Below are 14,995 nucleotides of genomic sequence, written 5' to 3' on the forward strand. Positions count from 1 at the left end.
AATAATGCCTTAAGTCACTGAAATAAGTTCAACAGTGCCGTCTTCATTTACTTCGGTAATATGTCCGTCTGGTTCTTTCATAAAAAACAGTGCAGCTAGACCAAGTAATGCACTACCCGCAATAATGAAAAAGAAGGTTTGATAATCAACAAGCGACAATGCCGTTAAGTAAACAACTGCACCAACATTACCGTAAGCCCCTGTCATTCCAGCTATTTGCCCAGTTAAACGGCGCTTAATTAGCGGTACTGCGGCAAATACAGCACCTTCACCAGCTTGCACAAAGAACGAACATGCCATGGCAGCTACAACAGCAAGCCATAAAGGCCACGATGCATCAACCAAGCCCATTACAAAATAACCAACAGCAAGACCTGTCGTAAGTACAATAAGTGTTATACGACGACCTAACTTATCTGAAATCCAACCGCCACCAGGACGAGATGCTAAATTCATAAATGCATAAGCAGAGGCTAAAATACCCGCGTACACCATATCAAGCGCAAATACATCCATAAAAAACAGCGGTAACATAGAGACAACCGCAAGTTCAGAACCAAAGGTTGTAAAATATAGAATATTTAAAACAGCTACTTGCTTAAATTCATAACGATGAGACTCAGGTACAGGCTCTTTAAAAATATGACCATTTACATCAAAGGTTTTATACACTTCGTAAATATAAAGCAGAACTAAAAAAGCATACACGGCAAGTACAAAGTTAGCCGAAATTAGGTTAGCACCGGTTGGTGAAAGCTTCCAAGTAAGTAATGCTAGAGCACCATACATAGGAATTTTCATAATAAGAAGTAATACAAAGTCGCCTTTACTGGTTACTTCCATTGCGCCTACTTTTTTAGGCTTAAAGTATGTACCGCCTTTTGGTGTATCGGTTACATTTAAGTACCAAATAATACCAAATATAACGCTTAATACACCCGTTAAACCTACAGCGTAACGCCAACCATCTTCGCCACCAAACATAAGTGCAATAATTGGCAGTAACATAGCCGCTGCTGCTGAACCAAAGTTACCCCAACCGCCATAAATACCTTCAGCTATACCCAGTTCGTTAGCAGGAAACCATTCACTCACCATACGAATGCCCACAACAAAGCCAGCACCAATAAAGCCTAAAGCAAAACGCGCTATTGCGGCTTGCTCAAATGTGGTTGCCATAGCAAACATAAAACATGGAATACTACAGCTAATAAGTAGTGCCGCATAAACAATACGGGGACCAAATTTATCGGTTAGCATACCCACCACAACACGCGCTGGAATAGTTAACGCTACATTTAAAATTAGTAATGTTTTAACTTGTGCCATGGTAATACCAAGCGAGCCCGCAATTGCACCTAATAAAGGAGCATGGTTAAACCATACAAAAAATGACACAAAAAAGACCATCCAACTTAGATGTAATACTTTCATTTTTCCTTTAAAGGATATTAGGTTAAACCCAGAACTCGGTTGCATGTTTATTTCCTCGTAAACGTATTATTGTTTTACTAATGCCCCACTCTTTTAGATGAGTAGCAGCCCAATGTTTGTTAAATTTTAGTTAACCTACTACAGCAATTACTGAGCCACTAATTAAAAGCCATTAATTTCAGTTGGTTATATGTATTTACTGTTTTAATACGTTATAGTTGCACTATATGAGTGAAGGGCTATGGACTGTTACAGTGCAAATAAAAAGCGTTACTACTTGCTCTAGGATTTAACAAATTGGTATTGTTCAAAAAAAGTATGAGAAGTTTGAAAATGCAAAAAGCACCGTTAACGTACCAACAGCAACTACGCTATTCTCGGCATATTATGCTGCCGCAGCTTGATATAGACGGACAAGAGAAACTATGGCAATCGCATGCTTTAGTTGTTGGTGTGGGTGGGCTTGGATGTGCGGTAGGTCAATACTTAGCGGCATCTGGCGTTGGCACGCTTACCTTAATTGATAACGATGAAATAGACGTGACCAACCTGCAAAGGCAAATACTGTATAAAGAAAGTGATATTGGTAGCTCAAAATGCAGTGCTGCAAAAAAACAGCTTAACGCACTTAATAGTGAAATAGATATAAACACCATTGAGGCATTTTTTGATGTAAATACCTCTACAGAACAGCTATTTAATAACATTGATATAGTAATTGATTGCTCAGATAACCTAGCAACGCGTAATGCACTTAATAGCGCCTGTTTTAAGGCTAAAGTTCCGCTAGTGTCTGGCTCTGCAATACGTATGGAAGGACAAGTCGCGTGTTTTACTATGGATGAAAATAGCCATTGTTATGGTTGTTTATCGCAATTTTTTAGTGAACAAACACAAAGCTGCTCCGAATCTGGAGTGCTTTCCCCTATTGTGGGGTTAATAGGCAGTATTCAGGCAACTGAAGCGCTAAAAATGCTTGCTGGTTTACCCAGCGGCTTAAGCGAACACTTATTGCTGGTGGATGGTTTAAGCATGGAGTTTAATCGTTTTAAAATTGCTAAAAATAGTCAATGTGCGGTTTGCAGCATTTAGTTATTCTAGATCACTGATTGTTGTATAAAGCACATCGCCCACTTTAAAGTCGTTTTTGTCCCACACTCGTCTTGAAGCCAAGCAATACAAAGTTTGCCCATCTACATTAAGCGTTAACTGCCACTTATTATTAATAAACTCAGCTTGAGTTAATACCGACCTTAAAACATTACTGTGCGTTGTTTGCTCAGGCTTTAACGCACTAAGCGACATTTGCTCACTTTCTATAATTAGCTTATTACTGCTATCGACAAGTGCAGGAAGCACAAAAAGCGGTTGCTCACTTTGCTGTAATTGCAGTTGATATAGCCCGTAGTCTTCATCAAATTTAACCACATTGTAATTAATTAAGCTCAGCGGTGTTTGCCTATCGTTTGCATAAATAGCTTTTGCAACGTGTGCACTTGCACCTTGGTTTATCACCTTACCTTTATCAAGCTGAATAAGGATATCGCAGCAAAATAGCAGCTCTTTTAATGAGTGACTTACTATTATAAATTTAATATTAAACTTAACGGCTAACTCATTGAGTTTAGTGAGCGTTTTAAAACGCAATGACCAATCAAGCGCACTAAAAGGCTCATCAAGCATTATAAATTTTTGACCGGCAAGCAAAGTGCGCGCAAATACTACACGTTGGCGTTCGCCACCCGATAAGCTTTGTACATCACGATTTAATAAATCTTGTAATTCAAGTGTTTTAACAACGTATTGAAGCGTTAAGCTGGTTTGTTTATTCCCGCAGTGTTTTTGTGTAAACGCTAAATTACCTGCCACATCTAAATGAGGAAACAACGGGCACGATTGCAACTGAAGCGTTATACCGCGTTTATCGCTTGGCAACTCATGCACTGGCTGATTATTAATATGAACACTTTTTGCAGGCTCTAAACCACTAATACAACGCAGTAATGTTGACTTACCAGAGCCTGAAGGCCCGTAAACACCCAATACATTAAACGACTCAAGCTCAAGGTTTATATCTAAATCAAAATTATTGAGTGCTTTAAAAAGGCTTAACTTAATCATTTTATTGCTTAACCCCTACAATGCTTTTATTAAACTTAAATAACAGCACTAAACAGGCAAACGAAATAGCCAGTAAAATAAGTGAAAGCTGATGCGCCGCCGTATAATTTAACGATTCAACATGGTCATAAAGCGCAATAGACACCACCTGTGTTTGCCCCTGAATATTACCGCCAATCATTAATACCAAACCAAATTCACCCAATGTATGCGCAAAACCTAAAGCAAATGCGCTACCAATACTGGGTTTTAAAAGCGGAATAATTAAATGCACAAAGCGTTTAAACGGGCTTAATCCAAGCGCAATGGCAGCTTCGTTATAGGTTTGATTAATATGCTTAAACCCAGCCACAAGCGGCTGCATTACAAAAGGCAGCGAATAAAAAAGCGAGCCAATAACCACGCCCTGAAAACTAAACGCAAGCTGAGTACCCGTTAGCCAAAACCAAAACTGCCCAAAAGCGTGATCAGGCGAAAACAAAACAAGTAAGTAAAACCCTAATAACGTAGGCGGCAGCACTAAAGGCATTGCAATTAATGCCTCTAAAAATGGTTTAAATTTACCGTTATAGCCAGCGAGCTTGTAAGCCAGTGGAATGCAAAAAACAAGAAGGAGCACTGCGGTTATAAAGGCAAGTTTTATAGTTAACCACAGCGCGGTTAAATCACTTTGAAGCATTGTTGTCCTTTATTCTGTAACCTAATTCAATTAACTGTTGCTGCGTAGCCTGCGTCATTAAAAATTGCATAAGTTGCTTAGCGCTAGCATGCTTTTTAGTCGAGCTAATAATAACGCCTTGTTGAATTATATCGGGATATTGATTTATAGGCAGCACGGTGTAATCTAAATATTTTTGATCTTGCGTGTTACTGTAAGCCGCCTTTAGTGATGAAACTGCCACCAGCCCTACTCCTACATTACCACTTTGCACAAACTGAAACGCATGCGTAATATTATTCCCGTACACATAATTTACTGGCTTTTTAAAATGATTATTCGCGTAGTGCTCTGAGGCACGCCCGTATGGTGAAAAACGCGGATTAGCAATGGCTACTTTATTATTTACTTTTTCAGCTTTGGGTTGCCACAAAGCAAGTTCGCCTAACGCGTAAGTGATTAAGCTGCTTTGCTCGGCATAGCCTTCTTTGATAAGTGATTGCGGTCGAAAATCGTCGGCCGATAAAAACACATCAAATGGTGCGCCATGCACTATTTGCGAATATAAAACACCGCTAGAAGCGGCTGATATTTTCACGTCAACATTAGGTAATGGGGATCTTTTTAGTAGGGTTTCCAATACAGTTTTAAAATTACTCGCTACGGCTACTTGCAGCGTTTCTTTTGCGTTTACGCTGCATGAAAGCATGCATATCAGACACAAAAAATAACCCAACCATGTATTGTAAAGCTTTGACATTATAAGTATTGTTTCAAAATAAAATGATTTAAGTAAGCAATATATATGAACGATGTTTGCAATGCACCCGGTTTATTACCAATTGAAACTGCAATACAAAATATACTTGGCACAATAACGCCTGTTAAAGACGTTGAAACCATTTCTATAATGCAAAGTGTTGATCGCGTTTTAGCAAGCGATGTTAAGTCAACTATAAACGTACCCGCTCATAACAACTCAGCAATGGATGGCTATGCGCTGTGTATTTCAGATAAAAGCTTAACCTACACACAAGTAGGCAGCGTGTTTGCAGGTCAAGTTTTTGAAGAAACGCTTACCCCAGGGCAATGCGTAAGAATAATGACCGGCGCCGCCATTGCACCTGGAGCTAACGGCGTTGTAATGCAAGAAAACGCCTCGGTTGATGGCGATAAAATTACGTTTACTGCGCAACCTGAGCTAAATGAAAACGTGCGTTTTGCTGGCGAAGATATTGCTATAGACGACGTTATTTTAAAAGCAGGCGATAAATTAAAAGCCGTTGATGTGGGATTACTGGCATCTTTAGGAATTGCGAATATAGATGTGGTAAGAACCCTAAAAATAGCCGTGCTTTCTACAGGCGATGAGCTAATAGAACCTGGTCAGCCTCTTAAGCAAGGCGCTATTTTTGAAAGCAACCGCGCTGTTATTATTAGTGCGCTGCAACAAAAAAATATAGACGTGCTTGATTTAGGAATAATCCCTGATGACAAAGAACTCATCACTAATGCATTTTTAAAAGCGAACGAACTTGCCGATGCCGTAATAAGCTCAGGCGGTGTATCGGTTGGTGAAGCCGACTTTACCAAAGAAGTGCTCAACGAAATTGGCAATATCCACTTTTGGAAAATAGCCATGAAACCAGGCAAACCTTTTGCCTTTGGTAAATTAAGTAACAGTTACTTTTTTGGCTTGCCAGGTAACCCTGTGTCGGCTGCTGTTACGTTTAATCAGTTAGTAGAGCCTGCACTGCAAAAGCTGTCGGGTCTTGGTGACGTAAACCCTAAAATGCGCTTTAACGCTGTTACTACATCCGTCATTAAAAAGCGCCCTGGCAGAGCTGACTTTCAGCGCGGTACTGCAACAATTAACGAACAAGGTGACTTGGTAGTTGCCCCGTTTAATAAACAGGGCTCGGGTGTACTTTCGTCGCTTAGTAAAGCTAACTGTTTAATTGTAGTTCCGGCGCAAAGCGGCAATATCGAAAAAGGCGCAACAGTAAGTATTGAGTTGCTATAAAGCCTAAAATGCTACAGCTAACTGTATAATTTAGCTGTAGCGCTGCAAACCTTAAAATATTTTTATATTTAATGTTTGAATTAAACAATTTAACTTTTCGCTACGCCCTTCAAACTCTTCCTTACTTAATCTATTAACGCACTTCAGCGCGTTTTTAGTCGCAAAGTATCTATCATAACTTAGGCTTCTTTCGCATTTAACACTATACGTTGAGGGCCAAGAGCCACCTGCCCCCGTTGCTATGCCAACAACGTTACATGTAGCGTCTATATACTGCTCCCATGCTTTTATTTGTGCTTTAACTGCATCAACTTGGTAATCATCAGTTAGTTGCGGGTAAATTTCATCCATCATTTTACTGATTTTAGTTTTGTATCTATTGCCCTCTAAATTATAAATATTGCCAGTATGCATTGCACCGCCTTCTGGCCAACCATCAGCGCTTTGTGCAAATGCGCCAAATGATGAAATAGCAAAAGCAAACCCAATAATAATTTTATTCATTTTAAATCCTTTTAATAGTTACCAGATACCTGTAAAAAAACGCTCATAAAAAATGCCGCAGAGCTTAGCTGAGCGGCATTATATTATTCAATAAGCTTTTAAAGAGGTCTATTTAAAAGCCAAATATTTTTAAGTGGAAAAACTTAGTCGCTACTGTATTAATAAATATCACAGCTAAAATAACAGGAATAAACGTTGAAAGTGAAAAGTTAACGTACTTTTCCATAAAGCTTCCCGCATAATTAGGCGAACCTAAGCTTAGCTCTTGTGTTAAGCGTGCTTTTTTCCAGCGGTACATTACAAACAAACACACCATTAACCCATTAAGCGGTAAAATTGTGTCGTAAAATACATCAACAATAATATCAAAAAAGCTCTTATTAACGCCGCCATAACTGGTGAACGAAGTGAGGCTGTCAATCATACCAAACGACATTGTACATAAAATAGTAAGTACGCCGGTTGAAAGTGTAAGGATGCCCAATGCTTTTTTACGGCTAATACCTTTGCGGTCACTTAGGGTTGCAGTCGGGACTTCTACTATTGAAACAAGTGAGGTAATTGCTGCAAAAAAGACTAATAAGAAGAACGAGAATGCAACAATAGATGCACCTACATAGCCAATATCATTTTGCAGTGCTAATAAGATTTTAGGTAGGTATACAAAAATCATCGATACAGACGAGTCAGAAAGTGCAGCAGGGTCTGTATTTGGATCAAAACTAAATATAGCCGGTAGCACCATTAAACCAGCTACAAACGCAACAAGTGAGTCCGTAATAGCAACCATTTTAGCGCTACTTACAATGTCATCCTTTTTAGAAATATACGACGCGTAAGTCATTAAGATACCCATGCCCAAAGATAGCGAGAAAAACGCTTGGCTTAATGCGCCATTTAAGACACTTGCATTCATTTTAGAAAAATCAGGAATAATATAGTATTTAACACCGGCCATTGCGTTATCAAGCGTTAATACATAAATAACGAGGGCAAGCAGCATAACCAATAAGGCGGGCATTAAAAACTTAGCGGCTTTTTCTATGCCCTGCTTAACACCGCCTAATAAAATTAAGTTCACCATAATAACCACAACGGCCATATAACCAAACACAGTGTAACTATTGATAAAAACACCAAAGTGGCCGGGATCTGCTAATAAATCTAAATTACCTAGGCCTGTTTGCGTTAAATAGCCAAAAATCCAAACAGTAATTACCATATAAAATACAGCAATCATAAATGGCGTAAGCACGGCTAAAAAGCCTGCAAACTTCCATTTTTTATCATTATTTGATAATAGCTTATACGAACCAAGTGGATCTTTTTGAGCGTTACGACCCATTGCCATTTCAGCCATCATGACTGGTAAACAAATGAATACGACAAATAAAGCGTAAATTAATAAAAATGCGCCGCCGCCATTTTTAGTAGCAGAAACCGGAAAGCCAACTAAATTACCAATACCAACAGCCGAACCTGCCGCCGCTAATATGAATCCGAGACGGGAACTAAATCGTTCTCTATTTTCGCTCATGCTTGAAACCTTTTTATTATTTTGTATATTTCAGCGACTCTACCAGTGTTACACAGAGATTTTCAAGCAATTACAGTGTAAAAATAAAATCGATGTGTAAACCTGTGTAAATACGCTTTTAATTCACCAATTTTCAACGCTGTGGTAGTATTGCGTTAATCAAATTTAACAATTTTTATGAGATTACTTATGTTGTACATGATTCATTCAACAGACGTTGAAAATAGCTTAGAGCTCAGAAAAGCTGCACGCCCTGCACATTTAGCGCGCCTTAGTGAGCTTGATTCTCAAAATCGTTTACTTACCGCAGGTCCGTTTCCGGCAGTCGATAGTGAAGATCCTCAAGAAGCAGGCTTTACCGGTTCATTAGTTGTAGCTGAGTTTGAGTCAATTGAAGCCGCTCGAGAATGGGCAACAGCTGACCCTTACGTTGCCGCTGGCATCTATGAAAATACAGTTGTTAAACCTTTCAAAAAAGTGTTCCCTGCTTAAAAGTGTATTAAACCCTAAGAGCGTGCGTTGCACTGTAATTCAGGGTTTGTTCACAAGATTTTAATTAAAATTACCGAGATAAAAGCGAATTTAGCGTTTTTACTTGAATTTTAGTAACTTAGTTAATTAAACTAAGTGGGTCTGGTCTAGGAGTTTTCCATTATGCGCGTATTATTAAGCCTCGGTTTTATTGCTTGTGCTAGCTTAGCTAACTTTGCTCAAGCAGCGACGGCCACCCAAGCATCTCATGCTGAGGTGGACAAAAAGAAAGCCGTAATACTTGCAAAGAAAACAATAGGCGGTAAGACCTTAAAAATTACCGAAAAAACAGATTTTTATACCGTACGAATACTCAAATCTGACGGCCACGTCGTTGATTTACATATAAATAAAAAAACCGGCGAAGTGAAAAAGGATTAACAAATGCGAATTTTAGTTATTGAAGACGATTTACATTTAGCAGATAACCTACGTAATGCTTTAGAAAAAGAACGTTACAGCGTGGATTTATGTCACGATGGTGAAGCAGGTCTTTTCCACATTACAGAATACCCGCTTGATATGGCCGTAGTTGATTTAGGTTTACCTAAAATAGACGGTATTGAGCTAATCAATAAAGCACGAGCACAAGGCATTACTATTCCTATTTTAATCTTAACAGCGCGCGATCGCTGGCAGGATAAAGTAGAAGGTTTAGATGCAGGTGCTGATGACTACCTTACCAAACCATTTCATGTTGAAGAACTTATTGCACGTTGTAATGCATTAATTCGTCGCAGTGCTGGTAAAGCAAATCCAGAAATGACTGCGGGCCCAATTAAAATTCATACACGTTCTCAACAAGTATGGGTTGATGATAAAGAGCTTAGCCTTACAGCTTACGAGTATAAAGTACTTGAATACTTAATGGTAAATCCGCAAAAAGTAATTTCTAAATCAGAACTTACTGAGCATATTTACGACCAAGATTTCGATCTTGATTCAAACGTAATTGAAGTATTTGTACTACGTTTGCGTAAAAAGCTTGACCCTGATGGTGTGCTAAACCCAGTAGAGACACTACGTGGGCGTGGTTACAGGCTTAAAAGCCAGTGGTAATACCGCAAATATCGTTAAAAATAAGGCAAGGATTTATCCTTGTCTTTGTTTTATTAGTCGCACTCCCTATCTTATTTTATTCAATTGGCAAAGCGTATTACGCTTCACTTGTTGATGCGACTGAAAAAACTCTCGAAGCACAGCTTTACTCGCTAATATCTGAAGTCGACTTTACTGAGCATGGTATTATTATGCCCAGCACTATTTTAGCGCCTGAGTTAAACAGATTAAATTCAGATACCTACGCAATGATTTACCGAGATGATGATCCTGTTTGGAACTCAGAATCGGCTGTAAATTTAAACTATGTACCAGAGCAAATAGAAACCAAAGCCGGTGCTGCCGATTTCAGGCGCGTGGAGTATAATAACACCGCGTACTGGCAACTTAGCCTGACTGTAATTTTAAATAACATAGATCAATCAGAACAAGCTCGCTTTATATTAGTTAAACGTAATGACGCTCTACTTCGTTTAATGGATGGCTTTAAGCAAACCCTTGTAGATTGGATGTTTATCATGGGCATTGCAATTGCAGGCCTTATGGCGATTGGTTTTATTTGGAGCGCTCGCCCACTCCAACGACTCGATAAAGAAATAAAAGCAATTGAATCGGGTGATATTCAAGAGATTAAAGGCCTCTACCCTGTAGAACTGCAAACAATAAAAGCAGACCTGAACTTGCTACTTGAGTCTCAACAACGCCAAAAAGAGCGTTACAGAGCCTCATTAAGCGACCTTGCTCATGCACTTAAAACACCGCTTGCGGTACTTAAATCAAGTCCATTGGCAAACGATGCCGATGCACAAGAACAACTCGACAGAATTAATGTGATGATCGAGCACCAATTAAAGCGTGCTGCAACCGGTGCATCAGACACCTGGAAAAAACAAACACCTATTAAGCCAGTACTCGATTCAATACTCAGTGCTATGGCAAAAGTGTACCGTGATAAAGATATTATTTTTACCTGCACCGTAACCGAAAAAGATTACTTTTTAGGTGACCAAACAGATTTAATGGAATTACTTGGCAACCTGATTGATAACGCCTGTAAAGCGTGTCGCTCACAAGTAGCAATACAAGTTATTCAAAGCAAAACTTTGTGTATTGGAATTAGCGATGATGGCCCTGGCGTACCAGAGGACAAACGTGAATCTCTACTTACACGGGGTACTCGTCTGGATACATACGAAAGCGGACACGGCGTAGGGATGGCAATTGTATCTGACTTGGTTAAGTCCTATCGCGGTACACTTACCATTACAGAAGCTGATAACTTAGGCGGCGCTCAATTTATTTTAGAGTTTAATTACAATGACAAAAAGTAACCATTTATTACAACTAACTGCCATTGTGTTATTAGCTTCAAGCCAATACAGCTTTGCAGATGAAGCATGTACTTTAGCCGCTAAAGCAACAACCGATGAAGCTAAGCGATATATTCAATGCCTAGATAGCCAAATTGATAAAGCAAAACAAGCACAAAGCAGTTGGATACAAAAGCGTAAATATGAGCTAACTCAATCACAAGAAAGCACAGGCAATACGCAAGTGCTGCCGTTATTTATGCGCAGCATTAAAAATAATGAAAAGTACCTTGAGAGCGCCTGCCAATGGCGCTACTTAATAAAACTTCCTAATGCGACAACCGCAGCCATTAGCTATAAACTGTGTGAAATTGAGCTTATAAATCAATTTACAGAATCACTAAAACCCCCATTTTGACGTAACTTAAGCACACTAAACTAGTTACGTTTATTTACTCACTCCCTTTAGCTTACTTGACAATTTATTCATATCAAAACAAACTACCTACTAGTAGATTGCTAAAAACTAATGGGTAAACAGATGACTAAACCAGTAATTATTATAGGTGGCGGGCTTGCTGGTTTATACAGTGCGTATAAATTACAACTACTTAATATTGAGTACTTATTATTAGAGGCTAAATCGCAATTGGGTGGCCGAATTTTTGCCGCGCAATCACCAATAAATAACGATGTTAGTTTTGATTTGGGTCCTACGTGGATATTTCCCCACCAACCAAAAATTCAAGCGCTAATTAAGTCACTCAACTTAAGTATATTTGAGCAATACAATAAAGGTGATGTGTTATATCAAGCACCTAACTCCAAGCAACCTCAACAAATTGCAGGCGCTGGAGATATGCAACTATTTAGACTCAAACATAGCATGAATACCTTAATAACTGCCTTATACGAGAAACTTAATCCTGATTCAATATTATTAGAACACAATGTCACTGAGCTTAAAAAGAACGATAATAGCTGGCAAGTTACTGTTAATCACTTAGGTAATATAAAGCACTTTACTACTGGCAAATTAATTTCAGCAATTCCTCCTCGTATGGTTACAACGCATTTAACACCTGAACTATGGGCGAATCCAACACTCATAAACCGCCTCAGTAGTGTACCTACATGGATGGCAGGACAAGCCAAATTTATAGCTACTTTTGAACATGCATTTTGGCGTGATAAAAACTTATCTGGGCAATGCTTTAGTCGCGTAGGCCCTATGGTCGAGATTCACGATGCCAGTGCTGAGGATAGTAATTACGCCGCATTATTTGGCTTTATAGGTGTGCCCTACTTATCACGAAACCAAGTAACTCAAGAGCAATTAATTCAAGCCTGTGCCCAACAGCTCAGCTACTTTTATGGTAAGGATGCTGAAAAGGCAACCGGATACTTTATTAAAGACTGGGCAGAGGATAAATTTGTAGCTAATAGGGACGATCAAACTCAGCCTTCACAGCACCCAGAATTTGATTTTTCAAACTTGGAAGAGCAATTAAGTAACCTCAACATTCATTTTGTAGCGAGTGAGTTTGCAAAACAAGAAGCAGGGTATTTAGAAGGCGCAATAAACGCAGTGGATGGCGCTATTAAATCGTTTATTAATTAATAGCCCTGTATTTATTGATAACTTAACCATCAAGGGTTTTAATTTTACAGCCCTTGATGGTTATAAATGTTAGTTATTTTTAGTAACGTCTTCACCACTGCCCAGTAAAGTGGCAACCCACTTGCCCTCTGCACTGGCTTCTAGGGCTATTTTTACAATCATTGTTAATGGTACAGATAAAAGCATACCCACAGTACCTAATAACCAGCCCCAAAATATTAATGATAAAAACACCACTAACGTTGAAAGACCCAGCCCTTTACCCAAAAATTTAGGCTCTACAATATTACCCATTATCGTATTTATTGTTAAATACCCTGCAGCAACAAGTCCTGCCACTAATGGGCCTTGAGTAATAAGGGCAAGTAATACAGCTGGTACAGCCGCAATAATTGAACCTATATTTGGAATGTAATTGAACATAAATGCCAACACGCCCCAAAGCACAAAGTAGTCAACGTCTAAAATCCATAAGTAAAACGCAGCAATAATACCCGTCCCTAAACTTACTAGCGTTTTAATTGCCAAGTATGAATTAATAGATTCTAAAAAGCGGTCAATTTGCTTCATTTTACTATCAGGGTCTTCAAGTGCCATATGTATTTTCTTGCTCAACATTGGCCCTTCAAACAGCATAAAAACAACCGTTAAAATAATTAAAAACATGTTTGCCATTACGCCACCTAATCCTGTGAGCATATTAGTGGCCACATCAACCATTTTGCCAGGGTCGAACATATTAATTAACTGATCTTTATTGATCAGTATGTTGTATTGAGATGCTAAATCGACCAGCCACACAAATTCTTCTTTAAGTTGTGTTTTATACTCAGGAAGCTGCTGAGAAAAATCGTTGATAGATTGCCCTACAAGCCCGCCAAGGCTTACCCCTAAGCCAACTATAATCAGCACGACCAACATAACAGCAATGCCTTTAGGAATTTTGTAGCGCGCAAAAAACTTGATAAGCGGGTTACAAATAATGGCAATAAATGCCGCCAAAATAAACGGAATAATAATTACACTCGCGGCTTTTATTCCAGCGAGGACCACTACTAAGGAAGCAAAAACTATTAAGCTTTTATTTACTCCAGTTAAACTTGCCAATTTATTAATCCTTTTATTAACTATATCGTCCCAGTGTAAGGCAAAAGGTAATTAAATGAAATAATTACGAAGTGATCATAAAAGCCTGTTTTACGTATAAATTTGCAAAGCTGTTTGCTAGCGAGTATGTTTTTTAATCACTTGCTTCTATTTTATTGTAAGGATGAATAATGCATATATTTATAACTGGCGCGACCGGATTAATTGGTAAGCACTTATGCCCTTTTTTACTTCATCATAATACTGTTACTGTACTTAGCCGCAATCCAACTAAAGCAAACGTATTATTAGGCCACAAAGTTAAAGCCGTAAGTGACATTAGTGATGTTGACTTTAACACTGTTGATATCGTTATTAATCTCGCTGGCGAGCCGATTGTAAATAAACGCTGGAGCGACAAACAAAAGCAAATAATACGAAACAGTCGTATTGATATTACACAGCAAATTAGTGAAGCTATTAAAGCCTGTAGTATACCCCCGCATACTTTTATATCTGGCAGTGCAATTGGTTTTTATGGTCGACAAAATAGTAATCCTATTGATGAAACTTTTGAACGCCCACACGATGAATTTAGCCACCAGCTTTGTAAAGACTGGGAAAATGCAGCACTACTCGCCCAATCAGAACAAACCAGAGTATGTCTTTTGCGAACGGGTATTGTTTTAGCTAAAAAAGGAGGTGCACTTGGAAAAATGTTGCCTGCTTTTAAATTATGCTTGGGTGGCCCGATTGGTAATGGCGAGCAAGGCATGTCGTGGATACACATCGACGATATGTTTCAGCTAATACTCTTTATTATTAAACACCCAGAAATATCAGGCCCTGTTAACGCAACAGCACCCAACCCTGTAAGCAATGCTCAATTTAGTAAAAGCTTAGGCGAGGCGCTCTCTCGACCTGCATTTATCACTATGCCAACCCCAGTACTTAAACTATTAATGGGTGAAATGTCAGACTTACTAACAACGGGGCAATTTGTAGTCCCTAAAAAGGCACTCGTTCATAATTATCGTTTTCATCACCCTGATATAAAATCGGCTTTAGAGAGCTTGGTTTAGCGGGCGTTAATATTCGTTCAGTTAAAATC

The 14,995-nt window shown here is 38.9% G+C and carries 16 protein-coding genes; 9 read left to right on the forward strand and 7 right to left on the reverse strand.

The features are described from left to right. Nucleotides 1-9: 9 nt before the first annotated feature. Nucleotides 10-1,479: a NarK family nitrate/nitrite MFS transporter gene (locus tag H5120_RS02155; protein ID WP_182673443.1), complete on the reverse strand. Its 1,470-nt coding sequence runs from the start codon at nucleotides 1,477-1,479 to the stop codon at nucleotides 10-12. Between the two features lie 288 nt (nucleotides 1,480-1,767). Between H5120_RS02155 and moeB the strand changes: the two genes are divergently transcribed. Next, nucleotides 1,768-2,526 carry a molybdopterin-synthase adenylyltransferase MoeB gene (moeB, locus tag H5120_RS02160; protein WP_182673444.1) on the forward strand — a complete coding sequence of 253 codons (759 nt, stop codon included), beginning with the start codon at nucleotides 1,768-1,770 and terminating at the stop codon, nucleotides 2,524-2,526. Here moeB and H5120_RS02165 read toward each other — a convergent pair whose 3' ends face one another. Genes H5120_RS02165 through modA form a run of 3 tightly spaced genes read right to left on the reverse strand, consistent with a single transcriptional unit; the run spans nucleotide 2,527 to nucleotide 4,922 of the window. Beyond that, on the reverse strand, nucleotides 2,527-3,555 hold the full coding sequence (locus H5120_RS02165) for an ATP-binding cassette domain-containing protein (RefSeq protein WP_182673445.1): 1,029 nt from the start codon (nucleotides 3,553-3,555) through the stop codon (nucleotides 2,527-2,529). A gap of 1 nt (nucleotide 3,556) precedes the next feature. Beyond that, the gene (modB, locus tag H5120_RS02170; protein ID WP_002959821.1) at nucleotides 3,557-4,234 is read right to left on the reverse strand and encodes a molybdate ABC transporter permease subunit; all 678 of its coding nucleotides are present in this window, start codon (nucleotides 4,232-4,234) and stop codon (nucleotides 3,557-3,559) included. Further along, nucleotides 4,221-4,922, reverse strand: coding sequence for a molybdate ABC transporter substrate-binding protein (gene modA, locus H5120_RS02175; RefSeq protein WP_259397812.1), 702 nt, complete (start codon nucleotides 4,920-4,922; stop codon nucleotides 4,221-4,223). Before modA ends, modB begins: the two co-directional genes overlap by 14 nt. A gap of 96 nt (nucleotides 4,923-5,018) precedes the next feature. Here modA and glp point away from each other — a divergent pair, with 96 nt between their 5' ends. Continuing rightward, the gene (gene glp / locus H5120_RS02180; RefSeq protein WP_182673447.1) at nucleotides 5,019-6,236 is read left to right on the forward strand and encodes a gephyrin-like molybdotransferase Glp; all 1,218 of its coding nucleotides are present in this window, start codon (nucleotides 5,019-5,021) and stop codon (nucleotides 6,234-6,236) included. 51 nt (nucleotides 6,237-6,287) lie between these two features. Here glp and H5120_RS02185 read toward each other — a convergent pair whose 3' ends face one another. Together H5120_RS02185 and H5120_RS02190 are read right to left on the reverse strand one after the other, a co-directional pair. Then, nucleotides 6,288-6,740, reverse strand: coding sequence for a hypothetical protein (locus H5120_RS02185; protein ID WP_182672211.1), 453 nt, complete (start codon nucleotides 6,738-6,740; stop codon nucleotides 6,288-6,290). Nucleotides 6,741-6,852: 112 nt separating this feature from the next. Beyond that, on the reverse strand, nucleotides 6,853-8,277 hold the full coding sequence (locus H5120_RS02190; RefSeq protein WP_165744344.1) for a sodium-dependent transporter: 1,425 nt from the start codon (nucleotides 8,275-8,277) through the stop codon (nucleotides 6,853-6,855). Between the two features lie 189 nt (nucleotides 8,278-8,466). On the opposite strand from H5120_RS02190, the gene H5120_RS02195 reads away from it, so the two are divergent. The 6 genes from H5120_RS02195 (at nucleotide 8,467) to H5120_RS02220 (ending at nucleotide 12,798) form a co-directional block, all read left to right on the forward strand. After that, nucleotides 8,467-8,769: a YciI family protein gene (locus H5120_RS02195; protein WP_182673448.1), complete on the forward strand. Its 303-nt coding sequence runs from the start codon at nucleotides 8,467-8,469 to the stop codon at nucleotides 8,767-8,769. 162 nt (nucleotides 8,770-8,931) lie between these two features. Continuing rightward, nucleotides 8,932-9,189 carry a PepSY domain-containing protein gene (locus H5120_RS02200; protein WP_182673449.1) on the forward strand — a complete coding sequence of 86 codons (258 nt, stop codon included), beginning with the start codon at nucleotides 8,932-8,934 and terminating at the stop codon, nucleotides 9,187-9,189. A gap of 3 nt (nucleotides 9,190-9,192) precedes the next feature. After that, nucleotides 9,193-9,867 (forward strand): response regulator transcription factor, encoded by a 675-nt coding sequence (locus tag H5120_RS02205; protein ID WP_002959806.1) that lies wholly within the window; start codon nucleotides 9,193-9,195, stop codon nucleotides 9,865-9,867. Continuing rightward, nucleotides 9,861-11,198: an ATP-binding protein gene (locus H5120_RS02210; protein WP_182673450.1), complete on the forward strand. Its 1,338-nt coding sequence runs from the start codon at nucleotides 9,861-9,863 to the stop codon at nucleotides 11,196-11,198. The genes H5120_RS02205 and H5120_RS02210 overlap by 7 nt, the downstream gene beginning before the upstream one ends. Continuing rightward, nucleotides 11,185-11,595, forward strand: a complete 411-nt coding sequence (locus tag H5120_RS02215; RefSeq protein WP_182673451.1) for a hypothetical protein — start codon at nucleotides 11,185-11,187, stop codon at nucleotides 11,593-11,595. Before H5120_RS02210 ends, H5120_RS02215 begins: the two co-directional genes overlap by 14 nt. Nucleotides 11,596-11,718: 123 nt before the next feature. Continuing rightward, the gene (locus H5120_RS02220) at nucleotides 11,719-12,798 is read left to right on the forward strand and encodes an FAD-dependent oxidoreductase (protein ID WP_182673452.1); all 1,080 of its coding nucleotides are present in this window, start codon (nucleotides 11,719-11,721) and stop codon (nucleotides 12,796-12,798) included. Nucleotides 12,799-12,867: 69 nt separating this feature from the next. Here H5120_RS02220 and H5120_RS02225 read toward each other — a convergent pair whose 3' ends face one another. After that, on the reverse strand, nucleotides 12,868-13,905 hold the full coding sequence (locus tag H5120_RS02225) for an AI-2E family transporter (protein ID WP_182672216.1): 1,038 nt from the start codon (nucleotides 13,903-13,905) through the stop codon (nucleotides 12,868-12,870). 170 nt (nucleotides 13,906-14,075) lie between these two features. Here H5120_RS02225 and H5120_RS02230 point away from each other — a divergent pair, with 170 nt between their 5' ends. Then, entirely contained in the window at nucleotides 14,076-14,966 is an 891-nt protein-coding gene (locus H5120_RS02230; protein ID WP_182673453.1) for a TIGR01777 family oxidoreductase, read from the forward strand. Nucleotides 14,967-14,995: the final 29 nt, after the last annotated feature.

Origin of the sequence: Pseudoalteromonas sp. SR43-2 (genome assembly GCF_014163885.1) — a bacterium.
GTDB lineage: Bacteria > Pseudomonadota > Gammaproteobacteria > Enterobacterales > Alteromonadaceae > Pseudoalteromonas > Pseudoalteromonas distincta.

Coding starts and splice junctions, on each gene's coding strand:
- H5120_RS02155 (WP_182673443.1), bottom strand. CDS start 1,479: ATGCAACCGAGTTCTGGGTTTAACCTAATATCCTTTAAAGGAAAAATG.
- moeB (WP_182673444.1), top strand. CDS start 1,768: ATGCAAAAAGCACCGTTAACGTACCAACAGCAACTACGCTATTCTCGG.
- H5120_RS02165 (WP_182673445.1), bottom strand. CDS start 3,555: ATGATTAAGTTAAGCCTTTTTAAAGCACTCAATAATTTTGATTTAGAT.
- modB (WP_002959821.1), bottom strand. CDS start 4,234: ATGCTTCAAAGTGATTTAACCGCGCTGTGGTTAACTATAAAACTTGCC.
- modA (WP_259397812.1), bottom strand. CDS start 4,922: ATGCTTTCATGCAGCGTAAACGCAAAAGAAACGCTGCAAGTAGCCGTA.
- glp (WP_182673447.1), top strand. CDS start 5,019: ATGAACGATGTTTGCAATGCACCCGGTTTATTACCAATTGAAACTGCA.
- H5120_RS02185 (WP_182672211.1), bottom strand. CDS start 6,740: ATGAATAAAATTATTATTGGGTTTGCTTTTGCTATTTCATCATTTGGC.
- H5120_RS02190 (WP_165744344.1), bottom strand. CDS start 8,277: ATGAGCGAAAATAGAGAACGATTTAGTTCCCGTCTCGGATTCATATTA.
- H5120_RS02195 (WP_182673448.1), top strand. CDS start 8,467: ATGTTGTACATGATTCATTCAACAGACGTTGAAAATAGCTTAGAGCTC.
- H5120_RS02200 (WP_182673449.1), top strand. CDS start 8,932: ATGCGCGTATTATTAAGCCTCGGTTTTATTGCTTGTGCTAGCTTAGCT.
- H5120_RS02205 (WP_002959806.1), top strand. CDS start 9,193: ATGCGAATTTTAGTTATTGAAGACGATTTACATTTAGCAGATAACCTA.
- H5120_RS02215 (WP_182673451.1), top strand. CDS start 11,185: ATGACAAAAAGTAACCATTTATTACAACTAACTGCCATTGTGTTATTA.
- H5120_RS02220 (WP_182673452.1), top strand. CDS start 11,719: ATGACTAAACCAGTAATTATTATAGGTGGCGGGCTTGCTGGTTTATAC.
- H5120_RS02230 (WP_182673453.1), top strand. CDS start 14,076: ATGCATATATTTATAACTGGCGCGACCGGATTAATTGGTAAGCACTTA.